Below are 15,735 nucleotides of genomic sequence, written 5' to 3'. Positions count from 1 at the left end.
GCCACTTGGCGTTAAGTCGTCTAAGTGGCTTTTTTTATGTAGATTTTTGAGGTTTTCATGTCCAGCCCTATCTTTGAGCAAATTAGCCAACTACGTGCCCAGTTAGAAGAGCATAACCATAATTACTATGTGCTGGATGCACCAAGCATTCCTGATGCTGAATATGACCGTCTAATGCGTGAGTTAAGTGCGCTTGAGCAAGCGAATCCTGAGTTTCAAAGCCCAGATTCACCCACGCAAAAAGTCGGTGGCGCTGCACTTGATAAGTTTGAACAAGTAACTCACCAAGTGCCTATGCTGTCACTTGATAATGCTTTTTCAGAAGAAGAGTTTGCTGCCTTTAACCGTCGTATAAAAGAACGTGTAATGGATAACAAAGAGCTAACCTTTTGCTGTGAGCCAAAGCTTGATGGTTTAGCGGTATCAATTATTTATCGTAATGGCGTTTTAGTACAAGCCGCGACTCGTGGCGATGGCATGGTGGGCGAAAATATCACCCAGAATGTAAAAACGATTCGCAATGTACCGCTGAAGTTACGTGGCGATGACTTCCCCGCAGAACTAGAAGTACGCGGTGAAGTATTTATGGATAGCGCTGGTTTTGCCAAGCTTAATAGTGAAGCTGAAAAACGCGGCGACAAGGTGTTTGTAAACCCGCGTAATGCTGCTGCCGGTAGCCTACGCCAGCTTGATTCTAAAGTAACAGCAAAACGTCCACTGATGTTTTATGCCTACAGTACTGGGCTTGTTGCGGATGGGCAGCTACCAGAAGATCATTATCAACAGCTTGCTAAACTTACTGATTGGGGGTTACCTCTGTGCCCAGAAACAAAACTCGTTGAAGGTCAGCAAGCTGCTCTTGATTATTATCAAGACATCTTGACGCGTCGTAGTGATCTTGCCTACGAAATTGACGGTGTTGTTATCAAAGTAAACGACAAAAAGCTACAAGAGCGTTTAGGCTTTGTGGCACGTGCACCACGCTGGGCAATTGCCTTTAAGTTTCCCGCACAAGAAGAAATCACACAATTACTTGATGTTGAGTTTCAGGTAGGTCGCACTGGCGCAATTACACCAGTTGCACGACTAGAGCCAGTATTTGTGGGGGGCGTTACAGTGTCTAATGCAACGCTTCATAATGGCGATGAAATTGCCCGTTTAGGCGTTAAAATTGGCGATACCGTGATTATACGTCGTGCGGGTGATGTTATTCCACAAATTACCCAAGTTGTACTTGAGCGTCGTCCAGACGATGCTAAAGACATTGAATTTCCTGCTACTTGCCCAATTTGTGACTCACATGTGGAGCGCATTGAAGGTGAAGCGGTTGCCCGTTGTACCGGTGGTTTAGTGTGCCAAGCGCAGCGTAAGCAAGCAATTAAACATTTTGCGTCACGTAAAGCCCTTGATGTTGATGGTTTAGGCGACAAAATTGTTGATCAACTTGTTGATCGTGAGCTTATCAAAACGCCTGCTGATTTATTTATCCTTAAACAAGGGCATTTTGAATCACTAGAGCGAATGGGCCCTAAATCTGCTAAGAACTTAGTTAATGCACTACAAGATGCGAAACAAACAACCTTAGCTAAATTCTTATATTCGTTAGGTATTCGCGAAGTGGGTGAAGCAACCGCGCAAAACTTAGCAAACCATTTTTTAACGCTAGAAAAAATCACTCAAGCAAGCGTTGATGCGTTAACAGAAGTAAGTGACGTAGGTGAGATCGTTGCCAAGCATGTGCGTGGCTTCTTTAGCGAGGAGCACAATATGGCAGTTGTAAATGCGTTAGTTGAGCAAGGTATTCACTGGCCAGAATTAACAGCGCCGAGTGCCGATGCGCAGCCATTAGCTGGCTTAACTTACGTACTGACCGGCACATTGAGCGAGCTTAACCGTAATGATGCAAAAGCACGTTTACAAGCGTTAGGTGCAAAAGTGTCGGGTAGTGTATCGGCGAAAACAGATGCGCTTATTGCGGGTGAAAAAGCAGGCTCAAAATTAACAAAAGCACAAGACTTAGGTATTGATGTATTAACCGAGGCAGATCTCATTGCACTTTTAAGTGAGCACAATGGATAGTGTATTGCAGGCATTGTCGTCAGTTGCTTTAACAATCGGCAGCTGGCTGCAACCACACCTTTACAATATTTCATTATTGCTGGTGGTGTGTTTTTTATCCTTGTATGCAAATGATATTATTAAAGTGACCAAGCGCTTTGTTGCGCGTCGTCACTTTATTATCCGTGTGCTTTGCTTTGTGCTAGTCACCGGGTTTGGCATGGGCTTACTTGTGGTGTTTGTAACTCCATTTTTAAGTAAGCTATTAATGTTACTTGGTGTTAAATGGCTAGCGCTAACACTAATAGCAGCCTTTTTGATACTTGGCGTGATTGCCGATAAGAAGAACCAAATATGAATCGCTATGGCCCAGAATACTGGGATAAACACGGTGCTTATCGTACCCCATTAGCGTTTCATTTAACCTTACTAGTGCTTTTGCGAAGTTATTTTATCTGGATAATAGCGGCGCTGAGTCGCCGCCCTGATTTAGATATAATGTCGCTGTTTTTTAAAGCTAAAAGCGATTTCTTTACAGCAATTGCGATTGCTGCGATTGCCTTATTACCGGCAGTGATCTTTTGCTTACGCAGGCCACAAGAAAACGCCATAAGTGCAAAACGTTTAGCGTCTATTTGGCGGTTTATGCGCTGGCCATTAATTCTGTGTGCAATTACAGATTTAAGCTGGTTAACCTATCAGGCAGCGCACAGCCATTATCAGTTTTCGTTGTTTTTAGCCAGCCAAATGGTACTGGTGTTATGGGTGCTGTTATATTTATTAAAAAGCAGATATCTATCAGTTTTTTTTAATGATTGGCCAGATCCAATAGAGAATAAATAGGGCAGCACAATGCTGGTAATTAATAAGCTTTTAGCAAAAATATCATTCACAATCGCGTTCGTTTTAATTGCTTTATGGGTATTTACACCACTTTGGCACAGTGCTGCATTCTCGTTGTTTGTGATGTTATGGGGTTTTATAACCCTATCAAGCCTTTATCGAGTTACGCCGTTATTTGTAGCACGCAATCCCATTACTGACTTATTAAAACGTGATGTGAATCAGCTAGCACTAATAAGCTTAGCGGGTTTATTCGATTTCAAACGCAAAGCTGAGTTTGTATTAATTGGCCAAATTAAGCAGATTGAAATCGGCGAAGGGATAATCCATGTAACTGATATCAATGAGCAGAAATCAACCGCAATATTAAGTGTTCGCAGCGATATAATTAAAAGTCATTTAGAGCAACTACTCTCTGAGCGCGAGCGTTCTAAAATAGATATCCGTTTACAATTAAACTAATGTTGCTTGCCCATTGCAGTGCTTGTGTTGTACTGTGCAACTGTTGTATTCAACCCTGAGGGAACACTATGTTAACTTGGCAAGATATTCTAGAGTTTGCCCATAATGGTAACCCAACACCTCCACGTCGAGTCGAGAAGTCGCCATCTGAGTGGCAAGCTGAGCTCGAACAAGACACATTCTATGTTACTCGCTTAAAAGGCACAGAACGCCCGCACAGCTCTGATTCATGTACATTATTTGAACCCGGTCAATATGCGTGTGCCTGTTGTGACAATTTATTGTTTGACGGCAATGAAAAGTTCGATAGTGGCACCGGCTGGCCGTCGTTTACACAGCCTAGCAGTCTTGAAAGTATTGCTTATGTGGCTGATTCTAGTCATGGTATGCAACGAATAGAAGCTATTTGCAATGTTTGCGACGCGCATTTGGGCCATGTCTTCCCTGACGGTCCACCACCAACTGGTTTACGTTATTGTATGAATGCCATAGCGATGAAAAAACGCGACTAATCTAAATATTGAGCGATGATAAAAATAAGGTGCTCGCGGTAAATTGGCTTACTAATAATGTAGTCTGTCAAAATATTCGATTGCGCCTTATCATCTTTTAGCGTTGACGCTGTAACTGCAATGATTGGAATATGTTTAAAGCGATCATCACTACGAATTAATTGACTTGCCTCTAAACCGCCCATTACGGGCATTTTTAAATCCATAATGATCAAGTCAGGTTGATGTTGCTCCATTTTATTAAGCGCATCTTCTCCGTTGATAGCTGTATCTATAGTAAAGCTCCAGCGTGATAAGAAGGACTCTAAATAGTCTCGGTTATAAGGGATATCATCAACAATTAAAATACGTGCAGGATTAAAATGATAGCTTGAAATGGCAGGGTAATTACGATGCTCAACTTCGGTTTTTGATTCGGCCAATTCAACGTTTGGTAACGATACAATAAATTCACTACCTCGGCCTTTTTCGCTGATCACTGATAAATCACCACCCATTAGCTTGATAAAGCGCAAAGAAATAGCTAGACCTAATCCGGTTCCGCCAAACTCAGAACTACGTTGGCCTTGTACTTGTTCAAAATCATTAAAAATAAGATCTTGTTGATCTTTAGGAATACCTTTACCTGTGTCTTTGACATGAATTTTGATATCAATATTGCTGTTGTCATCGTGGGCTTTAAAATCGAAATACACTTTGACACTGCCTTGTGCAGTGAATTTAATAGCATTACTGATCAAGTTTGTGAGTACTTGACGAACTTTATTACTATCAAGTAACACGGGCGTTTTTAGCGCTGGGTTAGAAATCACCTGTAAGTCGAGATCTTTTTGTGCACTGAGTTGTAAAAACATCATATTGAGTTCATGGCACATTTTAGGGATTTCTACACGCTCAATATCGAGTTGCATTTTACCAGCATCGATTTTTGATAAATCGAGAATGTCATTCAATACATTAAGCAGGGAATTACCCGAGATTGAAATTGCTTCTAAGTAACGACGTTTATTTTTATCTGTTTCGCTATCTTGCAGTAACTGGCTGAAGCCTAACACTGCATTAAGCGGAGTTCTAAGTTCATGGGACATATTGGCTAAAAAGCGGCTTTTAGCCTGATTTGATTGCTCAGCTTGCTCTTTAGCATCAAGATACTCTTGAGTACGTTTAGCAACGGTATCTTCGAGTAAACTATGTTGTTCATGCATGCTGTTAATCTGTTGCCTAACCGCAGCACGCATCATTTTAAAGCCACTGGCAAGGGTGCCAATCTCATCTTGGCTTTTTATGTTAATAGGGCAGTTTAGATCACCAGTGGTCACAGCATGAGAAAACTCAACAAGCTGATCAATTGGCTGCAAGATAATACGGCGAATAATGATGTAGGCGATGATGAGTGCAGTTAAAAGGTAGATTGCAAATAGTGACACAGCATTACTAATGATAGATTTAGTTTTTAATGCTAAGTCTTTATCTGAAAAGCTCACAATAACATAACCGATATTTTCGCCCTGAAAGTTGCTAATTGGTACAGCAACAGCATATTGTTGCTCCATAGCTACAATGGTATTTTGCTTTGGATTAAGCTGCTTTAATAGCATTTGGTTAGTTTCAAGGGTATCAACTTTACTGTTATCAGGATGGGCAGCAATAAAGTTATTTTGATCGATAAAGTAAATCGTCTGTAAGTCATCAAAGGTATTATTTTTTAGAATATTTTTTAATGTTAATCCCTGAATTTTAAGTACCCAACTACCTACCGTATTGTCTTTAGTTAAGCTTTTTATTTCTGACAACATGGGTGAGACAATAGCGTCAGCTTTTTCACTCATGTTCAAAAGTGTTTGTTCTTTTAGCTCCATAACATGCAAAGACGTACTTGCCCCTAAAATAAGGGTAATGGTAAAGCCGATGATCATTAAAATTTTATGGGCAATACTAATTCTCATTGCTGAATATTGCTCCGTACTTTTAGCGCTTGCATATTAGTGTTTATTTTTTCGTCAGCAGTTTTAATAGATTGCTTTATATCTGCACCATAGAAAATTTGGCTAAAGGTTTGCGAGATAATTTTGCCAATAACAGGAAACTCGACCATACCAGACTGCAGGCGGTCCGGAGTTGCGTGATCAAATACCCATAACATGGTTTTATTAAAGCCAGGCTTGTTTACTAAAGTAAATAGTTTTTCGTGCCACACCTTTTGCCTTGGTGGTGAACCACCGGTACTCAGTAGTGCGGCTGTTTGTTCACTTGTTGCCCATTGAATAAATAACCATGCAGCATGTTTTTCATTTGATTTGCTATTTATCGCGAACGCCCATGCCCATGGCGATGTTTCTCGGGCTATTGGGCCAGCAGGCAAGGGGGCGGCCTCCCATTTATTCCAAATATCAGACTCTTCTGCGGTATCTATTTCATTATAAAAATGAGAGGCCAAAAAGGCCGAGGCAAGTTGGCCCTCTTTAAACAAGCGCCGAATTTCATAAAAATGCAGTAAACGGCTGTTATCAGGGGTGCCGAATCCCGTGACTAGATCACGATACACTTGCAGGCTTTGTGCTGTTTGAGGGCTATCAAAAACAGACTGACCCTGCGCGTCGATAACTTCAGCGCCATAAGCACGCATAATAGGCAAGACTGTCCAGGTGTTTAATCCTGCCCCCGGCAGTGTGCGTGAGGCAAATGCGTGCATACCATTCAAAGAAGGGGTGCGGTCAATAGCCTTTTGCAGCTTAATTTTAGTCGCTTGCAGTTGTTCGTAGGTATTGGGTACTTCTAGGTTGAAGCGCTCGAAAAGATCTTTACGGTAAAAATATATCGGCGCAGAAAAATCAAACGGTAACGAATATAGTGTATCGTCGATCTTACAAAGGGCTAGGCTACGCTCACTAATATCTTCTAACTGATACCACGCTTTGTCTGTAAGTCTAGGGTTTTCAATGTATGGCTGTAAAGGGTCAACCCAGCCTTGGCTTTGAGCTTCACCTAAAAATGTGATTCCCATAGGCAGTACATCATAAAGACCTGTGGCTTCGCTTAAATCTTGATGTCGACGAGCACGCATTTGCGACTGTTCTAAGGCATGAAAACCAACAGAAATTCCTGTTAGCTTTTCAAACAAAGGAATGTAGGGTTTTAAAGCCATAAATGCGGGTTGCTCGTCAGCCAAGATATTTATATGGCTACCCGCTTCACTTTGCCAATTTATAGTTGCTTGCTGCCAATGTTGTAACGTTGCTGAGGCAAAGCTACATTGACAAAAAACCAAAAGCGCAACGCTGAGGGGGAGATTTTTAAGTTTTAACAAACGAAACGCCATAAAGAAGTTACTCTGCAAGTTTAATTTTTAATTTTGCAGCCTGTGCTTTAATTTTTTCAAAGCGGATTGCTTGTTCATCTTCTAATGTTTGAGCATCTAACAAGGCAAAACATTTTTTCGCGAGTGCTAAATTAAATGATTGGCCTTGGTTATTTGTATCGAATAAACACTGCAGTAAATTTAAGGCGATGCTGGCATTTTTTGGCATTATTCTAAATGCCTGTGTGAATGCTTCAAGTGCAGTATTTAACTGGCCTTTATTAAACTGCGTCACAGCGTGGTTATTGAGCTCTTTTGGACCTAACTTAATATCACGCCGCTCAGTTTGTTGCTGTTGAATATAACGTAAATAAACCGGATCGCTTATTGATGGGTGACGTTCACAGTGATTGATAATTTGGTTAAACAATGTTTGTGCTTTGTGGTGGAAGCCCAATTCATGAAACGCTTTCGCTTTATCGAGGGCTCCATCTACCGAACGAATTTGGCTGTCACTTTCATCCAGTTGATTGATGAGTGCTTTGGCCTTTTGATGTTCATCCTTTAAGTAATGCAAACGCGCATTGAGAACGTCAATCTGTGTTTGGTTATTACTATTAGGAAATTGTTTTTTTAAATCACTCAAGTATTGGTTTGTCTGTCTTGATATTCGATTAACTTGATCAGTCTGATCTGTAGTTAAAGCAAAATCAATACCGGCACGAGCCGCATTTAAATACACATCAGGGTTGTCGTGAATAGAGTGCTTTGCGTAACTAGCAATGTCTTTTTGAGTTAGATAATTCTTTTCGTAGTCGTGATTAAGTAACGATACATGACTCAAGGTTTTTTGACGGTCAATATTACGTGGCGCAATTTCAACAGCTTGACTAAAAAACTGCTGAGCCTCATCAAACTTATGCAGCTTTATTTCTAATCGACCGAGTAAATCAAGAGCAACGAGTCGAGTTTCACTGCGCTGTAACATTGTCTTCAGCATACGATGTGCAAGTGTGTGTTCATTATTGGCAATGAGTGCTTCTACTAAACCTACTTTTGCCCATGTGAATTTTTGAATATCGAGCACTGATTTAAAGAATGTTTTTGCATCTTCAAAGCGTTTGAGGCGAAGTAGGGCATCACCTTTTAATCTCAATAGAATCGCGCTATAACTATTGCCTTTATTTTGCAACAAAGCATCAATTTGTTTAATTGCTTTTGAATCGTTACCATCATCAATAAGCTGATAAACTTGGTGGAGGTTGTTCTTGCGTAATAATACTTTTTCTATACGATTTTTTAATTCGTAAATTGTAAATGGTTTAACTAAAAAATCATCTGGTTGTAGCTCAAGCACACTGTGAACCAAAGAACCACTTGTTTCAGCTGAGATAAAAATGAAGCCCGTGGAGTTTTTAATAAGGCGCTTCATTTTCAGCTCTTCATAAAGCTGATAGCCATCTTGATGTTTACTTAAGTTAAATGAACAAACGATGAGGTCAAATTGCTCAATTTGACATTGTTCTTTTGCTGCAATGGCATGCTCTGCAAAACGCAATTGACGAAAGCCCAACCCTTCTAAGGATTGTTTCATATAGCTTTGAGCAAGAGGCTGCTCTTCAACTATTAAAATTTTGGCTTTCGAAAAAATCTTTGCAGGCATTGGACTTGCGACTAAGTGACATTAACAACGACTATAATAAACAGTCTAGCTGCTGACAAGGCAAATTACAGCTTTTGCAGCGATTTAAAATTTACTTTTAGGCTATATCAATAGTGGGGGAGGTTGGTATTAGAGTTTAAATCTCAAATGTCAGATAAAAGGAACTAGATACTAGAGGTTTATATGTGGTGGGTCGTACTGGACTAGAACCATCGAGCCTGTGTTTTGTTAATGGTGGCGATGCTTTTGAAAGCTAAGGGTAAAATAAAGAAATATATTTAATGAAGTGTCTATATGTGGTGGGTCGTACTGGACTTGAACCATCGAGCCTGTGTTTTGTTAATGGTGGCGATGCTTTTAGAAGCTAAGGGTAAAATAAGGAAATATATTTAATGAAGTGTTTATATGTGGTGGGTCGTACTGGACTAGAACCATCGAGCGTGTGTTTTGTTAATGGTGGCGATGCTTTTGAAAGCTAAGGGTAAAATAAAGAAATATATTTAATGAAGTGTCTATATGTGGTGGGTCGTATTGGATTAGAACCATCGAGCCTGTGTTTTGTTAATGGTGGCGATGCTTTTGAAAGCTAAGGGTAAATAAGGAAATATATTTAATGAAGTGTTTATATGTGGTGGGTCGTACTGGACTTGAACCAGTGACCCTCGCCTTGTAAGGGCGATGCTCTCCCAACTGAGCTAACGACCCACATATAAATTGCCTAGTGGCTTAAAGATTAAATGGTGGGTCGTACTGGACTTGAACCAGTGACCCTCGCCTTGTAAGGGCGATGCTCTCCCAACTGAGCTAACGACCCATATAATCTTTTTCTTCGCTTACCATCGGTGAAAATGGTGGGTCGTACTGGACTTGAACCAGTGACCCTCGCCTTGTAAGGGCGATGCTCTCCCAACTGAGCTAACGACCCGCGAAGATTAATCTAAATGAGAACACCACTAAAACGTGTTTAATGGTGGGTCGTACTGGACTTGAACCAGTGACCCTCGCCTTGTAAGGGCGATGCTCTCCCAACTGAGCTAACGACCCATTTAGATTTTTTGTAATATGAACACCATTAGTGAATAATGGTGGGTCGTACTGGACTTGAACCAGTGACCCTCGCCTTGTAAGGGCGATGCTCTCCCAACTGAGCTAACGACCCATATTACATGCAGCCCTATTTCTTAATGGTGGGTCGTACTGGACTTGAACCAGTGACCCTCGCCTTGTAAGGGCGATGCTCTCCCAACTGAGCTAACGACCCATTAAGAATTTAGATATGAACACCATTAGTGAATAATGGTGGGTCGTACTGGACTTGAACCAGTGACCCTCGCCTTGTAAGGGCGATGCTCTCCCAACTGAGCTAACGACCCATATCTAAAACAACTCATTGCTGCGTTGTTGTGGGGCGCTATTATAGATAGAGTTGTAAATGTGTCAACACTTGAATGAGTAAAAATGTGTTAGATGCAGCTTTTATAAACAATGACATGGCATTTAAGCATTTTTTGGTGAACAAATATGCAATTTATATTCATAACCTTGTATTTATAAGTTGATCTATAGCTCTATGACCTTAGTAAAATGATCGAAGTGATATGAGAACAGTAAAGCTTTATAGCAGTTTCTTCGTATCAATAAGTTTGCATCAGTTAAAAGCGACCTATTTTGTATATTAAAAAACAACATAGGGTACGCTTAGTTTCTTTATTTAAAGCTTTAGGTAGCGATCTTTGTTTTGCATATAAATGTATACCTTATTTAAATAAGCAAGTTTATAGGCAGGAAGCCTTTAAATGAGAAACCAGTACTGTAAGTAGCTCAAAATAGCGAATTTGATAGCACTTTGTTTAAAACACCACCGTAACGGATTGATATTTAGTCAGCTTGTTGAAATTTAAATCATTTAAATAAACTTAGATAAAAAACTGTTGACTTTATTTGGGGGGCTGCATAGAATGCGCCCCGCACTCAGCGATACACAGCCAACATTAATTGGTGGTGTGTATGCAAGTCGGGGCTATAGCTCAGCTGGGAGAGCGCTTCGCTGGCAGCGAAGAGGTCTGCGGTTCGATCCCGCATAGCTCCACCAGATTTGCATAGTGTTTGTCCTAGGGTTGCAGTTTTCTGCGTCCCCATCGTCTAGAGGCCTAGGACACCGCCCTTTCACGGCGGTAACAGGGGTTCGAATCCCCTTGGGGACGCCACTTACTTCAAGTAAGTGAGCAATTGCCAAGAAAATAAATATGTTAGTCTCGAGTACTTACATGTTAATTTAGTAACCTTAACTCCGATATGAGTCAAACTATCATTTAATGTCCTAGTGACACATTATGTGTCCCCATCGTCTAGAGGCCTAGGACACCGCCCTTTCACGGCGGTAACAGGGGTTCGAATCCCCTTGGGGACGCCACTTATTTAAGTAGGTTATGTGTAGTGGGGCGGTGAACACCGCGCAATCTATGCAAAACGTTATCAAGAGTACGAATCTCTTGGGGGCGCCACTTACTAAAAGTGTTGTGTTATTAAAACTCGTCTGAATCGAGTCTAACTATTCAGTTGTCCTAGTGACACATTATGTGTCCCCATCGTCTAGAGGCCTAGGACACCGCCCTTTCACGGCGGTAACAGGGGTTCGAATCCCCTTGGGGACGCCACTTATTTAAGTAGGTTATGTGTAGTGGAGCGGTGAACACCGCGCAATCTATGCACGACGTTATCAAGAGTACGAATCTCTTGGGGACGCCACTTACTAAAAGTGTTGTGTTATTAAAACTCGTCTGAATCGAGTCTAACTATTCAGTTGTCCTAGTGACACAGAAACTTTCTGTTTAAGCTAAGGCCATTCGCCTCGCAGGCTCGGTCTCATCTTACACAGAAATAGCAAATCGGTGATTTGCAAACCAATTTCTGCGTCCCCATCGTCTAGAGGCCTAGGACACCGCCCTTTCACGGCGGTAACAGGGGTTCGAATCCCCTTGGGGACGCCACTTACTAAAAGTGCTGTGTTATTAAAACTCGTCTGAATCGAGTCTAACTATTCAGTTGTCCTAGTGACACATTATGTGTCCCCATCGTCTAGAGGCCTAGGACACCGCCCTTTCACGGCGGTAACAGGGGTTCGAATCCCCTTGGGGACGCCACTTACTAAAAGTGTTGTGTTATTAAAACTCGTCTGAATCGAGTCTAACTATTCAGTTGTCCTAGTGACACATTATGTGTCCCCATCGTCTAGAGGCCTAGGACACCGCCCTTTCACGGCGGTAACAGGGGTTCGAATCCCCTTGGGGACGCCACTTACTAAAAGTGTTGTGTTATTAAAACTCGTCTGAATCGAGTCTAACTATTCAGTTGTCCTAGTGACACAGAAACTTTCTGTTTAAGCTAAGGCCATTCGCTTCGCAGGCTCGGTCTCATCTTACACAGAAATAGCAAATCGGTGATTTGCAAACCAATTTCTGCGTCCCCATCGTCTAGAGGCCTAGGACACCGCCCTTTCACGGCGGTAACAGGGGTTCGAATCCCCTTGGGGACGCCACTTACTTAAGTAGGTTATGTGTAGCGGTTCGGTGAACTCCGAACAATCTATGCAAGACGTTATCAAGAGTACTAATGTCTTAGCGCGATGCCACATATTGACATAATCTTATGTTAAGTAGGAATAATCACCTTGTAATCTAACTTCAAATGGTTAGATAAACATATCTAGAATTTCATCGCTTTAACTCTCCAACATTTCTCTGCGATATTATTTTTTTAATTTCTAAAAATTCAATTTTTACAGAACACTTTTACTGAACATTTTATTACTTTATAGTATTTAGCAACTCATCAGCTAACCGTAAGGAACTTAAAATGTTAGCTAAACGTGTTGTACTCATATTTATTTCTTTAGTTATTTCAGCTTGTTCAGACTCTAATGAGGGAGTAGCGCTAGGGACTCTTGAGCGTGAACGTGTGATCCATCCTGCAACGACTAACGAAGTACTGATTGATTTACCCGTCTCAGCAGGTCAGTTAGTTGAAAAAGGGCAGGTAATTGCACAGTTCGATGCTGAGCTTCAACAAGCCATTGTAGCCAAAGCTCAAGCGCAACTAGCTCAAGCAACAGCATTTCTTGATAAAACTTTAAATGGTGCTCGCCCAGAAGAGGTTGCTGCGACATCAGCCAAAGTAGCAGCGGCAAATGCTGCATACACACAAAGCGAAGCTAATTTTCGCCGAGCAAAAACGTTAGTTAAAGATAAGCTCGCAAGCCAAGAAACCTTAGACAGCGCAACAGCCGCACGGGATGAAACTTTTGCAAATTTAGAATCAGCAAAGCAGAACCTAAAAGAGCTAACAAATGGCTCTCGTGTCGAAGATATTAATAGTGCAAAGGCGCAAGTTCAAGCCGCAGAAGCTGAGCTAAAAGTACAACAAAAATATCTTTCAGATCTGACAATTAAAGCGATGCGTTCCGGCAGAGTCGATAATTTGCCTTGGCATGTAGGTGAGCGAGTTACTAAAGGAAGCCCTGTGGTTATTATTCAAGCGAACAGCGCACCATACGCACGCGTATATATCCCAGAACCATATCGCGCCAAGCTCAAACAGGGCATGAGGCTCATGGTTCGCGTAGACGGCATAGATCAAGAGATTGAAGGCGAACTTACTTGGATCGCCACAGAGCCTGCTTTCACTCCTTTTTATGCCCTTAATCAGGAAGAGCGCGCGCGTTTAATGTATCTTGCTGAGGTAACACTACCTGCAACTGAGAATAACTTACCAACAGGCGTACCTGCCCAAGTGGTTATGCCATGACTGAGTCGGTGATCCATGCCAAAGGCTTGATAAAACAATTTGGCGATTTAACAGCGATTGATAACCTTGATCTAGACGTTCAGCAAGGCCAAATTTATGGCTTTTTAGGCCCCAATGGTTGTGGCAAAACGACTGCAATACGTATGCTTACGGGTTTATTGAAGCCAACCGCCGGTGATATCAATGTGCTTGGCTTGAGCCTGCCAAAAGATGCGGAAAAGCTGAGAACACAACTTGGTTATATGACTCAAAAGTTTTCACTTTATAGCGACTTAACTGTACTTGAAAACCTCCAGTTCATGGCTGCGCTTTACCCTTTAAAAAAGCGGCAAAAACAACAAAGAATTGATGAATTGCTCCATACCTACGGTCTTGATCAAAGAGCGGAACAAATGGCCGGAAGTATGAGTGGGGGCCAAAGGCAGCGCTTGGCATTGGCTGCTGCAGTGATCAATAAACCGAAAATTTTATTTCTTGATGAGCCAACATCGGCAGTCGATCCACAAAATCGCCGTGACTTTTGGGAAACACTTTTTGATTTAAGTAATGCCGGTACCACAATATTAGTCACTACTCACTACATGGATGAAGCGGAGCGCTGTCATCGTTTAGCAATTTTAGAATCCGGTATTAAACGCGCCGATGGCTCACCAAAACAATTAATGACAGACATGCATGCCTATGTTGTAGAAATAGCTGGGGCGCAAACTAGAGAATTAAAAAAACAGCTCGCAACAATCGATCAAGTTATCTCGGCGACTCAGTTAGGCGCACAATTGCGAGTATTAGTGAAAAAAGATGTTAAAGATCCCGTTGAGTTTATAAAACAGCAATCATTTTGTAAGGATACGTGGCAAGTAAATATTGTTCGCCCAAGCCTTGAGGACGTGTTTGTAACTTGTACAGGGCAGGGCAGACAATGAATATTGTTACCTCTTTAAGCCGTATAAAAGCTATTGTAAGCAAAGAGTTATTACAATTACGCCGTGATAGAATGACATTTGCTATGGTGGTAATGATCCCCCTTATCCAGCTGATTCTATTTGGGTATGCTATTAACACTAATGTTAAGGATATCCCTGTTGCAGTAGTCGATCATAGTCACACTGCTCTCAGCCGCATTTTAGTACAAACAGTATCAGCCACAAATGTGGTCAAAGTGACAGATTACTATAACAGTATAGAGCAAGCACAAACAGCAATAGCCAGTGCTAAAGTGCGCGCCGTGCTTTTTATACCCCACGATGTAGCAAACCGGCTTGCTCAACACCCAACAGTCGGTTTTGGTTTACCAGATGGTAGTAATGAGTCGTTAGTCAGGCCAATTGCGCATTGGTTAGTTGATGGCTCAGATACAATGGTAGCGTCGAGCATTAAATCGCTTCGCAACATGCCGCTTGCTGAGCTGCTCGATAAGCCCGCGAATAGAACTTATCCTACCTTTGAAACAACCTTATTTTATAACCCTGAGCAGCGCTCTGCGGTTAATATTGTGCCAGGTTTAGCAGCTGTCATTTTGACCATGACTATGATTATGTTTACCTCTGCTGCAATTGTTAAAGAGCAAGAGCGAGGCAATATGGAGCTCTTAATAACCTTACCTTTAAGCTCACTTGAGTTGATGATAGGTAAAGTGGTGCCTTATATCTTCATTGGTTTTATTCAGTTATTTATTATATTAGGAATGGGCAAGATATTATTTCATATTCCTTTTGGCGGTGGTTTAATGGCACTGGTTGTCGCAACATTTGCCTTTATATGCGCCAGTTTAGTGCTAGGTTTAGTGCTCTCGACCATCGCTAAAAACCAGCTTCAAGCAATGCAAATGACTATTTTTATTCTGTTACCTTCCATTTTATTGTCTGGTTTTGTGTTTCCCTATGAAGGAATGCCTATGGCGGCGCAGTGGCTTGCTGAATGCTTACCAGCAACGCACTATTTAAGGCTAATAAGAGGAATAGTACTAAAAGATGTCAATCTAATGAGTATGAGCAGTGACTTAATTTGGCTTTTGATCTTTACTATTTTAGGCTTGGCTATGGCTGCACTTAGGTTCAAGAAAACCCTTGATTAAGCTAGGCAATGTACGGCATATG

General features: G+C 41.5%; 11 protein-coding genes and 15 tRNA genes. 16 read left to right on the top strand and 10 right to left on the bottom strand.

The features are described 5' to 3' along the window. Window positions 1–57: 57 nt before the first annotated feature. From ligA to msrB, 5 genes are all read left to right on the top strand, one after another. The gene (ligA, locus tag EVU92_RS14915; protein WP_130051866.1) at window positions 58–2,079 is read left to right on the top strand and encodes an NAD-dependent DNA ligase LigA; all 2,022 of its coding nucleotides are present in this window, start codon (window positions 58–60) and stop codon (window positions 2,077–2,079) included. Then, window positions 2,072–2,416, top strand: coding sequence for a DUF3392 family protein (locus EVU92_RS14910; RefSeq protein ID WP_130051865.1), 345 nt, complete (start codon window positions 2,072–2,074; stop codon window positions 2,414–2,416). The genes ligA and EVU92_RS14910 overlap by 8 nt, the downstream gene beginning before the upstream one ends. After that, window positions 2,413–2,901, top strand: a complete 489-nt coding sequence (locus EVU92_RS14905) for a DUF2919 domain-containing protein (RefSeq protein ID WP_130051864.1) — start codon at window positions 2,413–2,415, stop codon at window positions 2,899–2,901. The genes EVU92_RS14910 and EVU92_RS14905 overlap by 4 nt, the downstream gene beginning before the upstream one ends. 9 nt (window positions 2,902–2,910) lie before the next feature. Then, window positions 2,911–3,363, top strand: a complete 453-nt coding sequence (locus tag EVU92_RS14900) for a hypothetical protein (protein ID WP_130051863.1) — start codon at window positions 2,911–2,913, stop codon at window positions 3,361–3,363. A 68-nt stretch (window positions 3,364–3,431) separates the two neighbouring features. Further along, entirely contained in the window at window positions 3,432–3,875 is a 444-nt protein-coding gene (msrB, locus tag EVU92_RS14895; RefSeq protein ID WP_130051862.1) for a peptide-methionine (R)-S-oxide reductase MsrB, read from the top strand. On the opposite strand, the gene EVU92_RS14890 is transcribed toward msrB, so the two are convergent. The 10 genes from EVU92_RS14890 to EVU92_RS14845 form a co-directional block, all read right to left on the bottom strand. Then, entirely contained in the window at window positions 3,872–5,821 is a 1,950-nt protein-coding gene (locus EVU92_RS14890; RefSeq protein ID WP_130051861.1) for an ATP-binding protein, read from the bottom strand. The two genes, msrB and EVU92_RS14890, sit on opposite strands and share 4 nt — an antisense overlap. Then, entirely contained in the window at window positions 5,818–7,182 is a 1,365-nt protein-coding gene (locus tag EVU92_RS14885; protein ID WP_168990026.1) for an extracellular solute-binding protein, read from the bottom strand. The genes EVU92_RS14890 and EVU92_RS14885 overlap by 4 nt, the downstream gene beginning before the upstream one ends. Window positions 7,183–7,201: 19 nt before the next feature. Continuing rightward, on the bottom strand, window positions 7,202–8,836 hold the full coding sequence (locus EVU92_RS14880) for a response regulator (RefSeq protein ID WP_130051859.1): 1,635 nt from the start codon (window positions 8,834–8,836) through the stop codon (window positions 7,202–7,204). Between the two features lie 629 nt (window positions 8,837–9,465). Next, window positions 9,466–9,541, bottom strand: a tRNA-Val gene (locus tag EVU92_RS14875). Between the two features lie 33 nt (window positions 9,542–9,574). Next, a tRNA-Val gene (locus tag EVU92_RS14870) sits at window positions 9,575–9,650 on the bottom strand. Between the two features lie 35 nt (window positions 9,651–9,685). Beyond that, window positions 9,686–9,761: transfer RNA gene (locus EVU92_RS14865), tRNA-Val, on the bottom strand. Window positions 9,762–9,804: 43 nt separating this feature from the next. Next, a tRNA-Val gene (locus EVU92_RS14860) sits at window positions 9,805–9,880 on the bottom strand. Between the two features lie 39 nt (window positions 9,881–9,919). After that, window positions 9,920–9,995, bottom strand: a tRNA-Val gene (locus EVU92_RS14855). Window positions 9,996–10,021: 26 nt separating this feature from the next. Continuing rightward, window positions 10,022–10,097, bottom strand: a tRNA-Val gene (locus tag EVU92_RS14850). Between the two features lie 36 nt (window positions 10,098–10,133). Further along, window positions 10,134–10,209 (bottom strand) — tRNA-Val (locus EVU92_RS14845). A 643-nt stretch (window positions 10,210–10,852) separates the two neighbouring features. On the opposite strand from EVU92_RS14845, the gene EVU92_RS14840 reads away from it, so the two are divergent. The 11 genes from EVU92_RS14840 (at window position 10,853) to EVU92_RS14790 (ending at window position 15,713) form a co-directional block, all read left to right on the top strand. Then, window positions 10,853–10,928, top strand: a tRNA-Ala gene (locus EVU92_RS14840). Window positions 10,929–10,967: 39 nt separating this feature from the next. Next, window positions 10,968–11,043: transfer RNA gene (locus EVU92_RS14835), tRNA-Glu, on the top strand. Window positions 11,044–11,173: 130 nt separating this feature from the next. After that, window positions 11,174–11,249: transfer RNA gene (locus EVU92_RS14830), tRNA-Glu, on the top strand. Between the two features lie 168 nt (window positions 11,250–11,417). Further along, window positions 11,418–11,493, top strand: a tRNA-Glu gene (locus EVU92_RS14825). Window positions 11,494–11,750: 257 nt separating this feature from the next. Then, window positions 11,751–11,826, top strand: a tRNA-Glu gene (locus EVU92_RS14820). A 77-nt stretch (window positions 11,827–11,903) separates the two neighbouring features. Further along, a tRNA-Glu gene (locus EVU92_RS14815) sits at window positions 11,904–11,979 on the top strand. Window positions 11,980–12,056: 77 nt separating this feature from the next. After that, a tRNA-Glu gene (locus tag EVU92_RS14810) sits at window positions 12,057–12,132 on the top strand. Window positions 12,133–12,298: 166 nt separating this feature from the next. After that, a tRNA-Glu gene (locus EVU92_RS14805) sits at window positions 12,299–12,374 on the top strand. Between the two features lie 317 nt (window positions 12,375–12,691). Beyond that, window positions 12,692–13,639, top strand: coding sequence for an HlyD family efflux transporter periplasmic adaptor subunit (locus EVU92_RS14800; RefSeq protein WP_130051858.1), 948 nt, complete (start codon window positions 12,692–12,694; stop codon window positions 13,637–13,639). Then, window positions 13,636–14,562: an ABC transporter ATP-binding protein gene (locus tag EVU92_RS14795; protein WP_130051857.1), complete on the top strand. Its 927-nt coding sequence runs from the start codon at window positions 13,636–13,638 to the stop codon at window positions 14,560–14,562. The genes EVU92_RS14800 and EVU92_RS14795 overlap by 4 nt, the downstream gene beginning before the upstream one ends. Continuing rightward, the gene (locus EVU92_RS14790) at window positions 14,559–15,713 is read left to right on the top strand and encodes an ABC transporter permease (RefSeq protein ID WP_175580516.1); all 1,155 of its coding nucleotides are present in this window, start codon (window positions 14,559–14,561) and stop codon (window positions 15,711–15,713) included. The genes EVU92_RS14795 and EVU92_RS14790 overlap by 4 nt, the downstream gene beginning before the upstream one ends. Window positions 15,714–15,735: the final 22 nt, after the last annotated feature.

Source organism: Pseudoalteromonas sp. MEBiC 03485 (assembly GCF_004195145.1).
GTDB classification, from domain to species: Bacteria; Pseudomonadota; Gammaproteobacteria; order Enterobacterales; family Alteromonadaceae; genus Pseudoalteromonas; species Pseudoalteromonas apostichopi.
The sequence above is the reverse complement of the archived record's forward strand: the minus strand, read 5'-3'. Positions and strand labels throughout refer to the sequence as shown.